The following is a 249-nucleotide window of genomic DNA, read 5'->3' on the forward strand; positions in this document are numbered from 1 at the left end:
TGGTGAAGAGACCATGATGGAAAACGGGACCTCGATGGAAAACGAGACCATGATGGAGAACGGAACCTCGATGGAGACCGAGACTACAGCAAGCAGCTAACACTCCCTTTGTAGGGACCAGAGGCAGAATCACCGCCGATTTTTCGACAACGCCCCTAACGGCTGTGTTGAATCGCCATAAGACAGTGGATTTCACTGTTTGACGGAGCGTTTGATGTTGTAGACGACACACATCAAGGTGATTTCTCG

Origin of the sequence: Halococcus salifodinae DSM 8989 (assembly GCF_000336935.1) — an archaeon.
In the GTDB taxonomy this organism is placed as follows: Archaea; Halobacteriota; Halobacteria; order Halobacteriales; family Halococcaceae; genus Halococcus; species Halococcus salifodinae.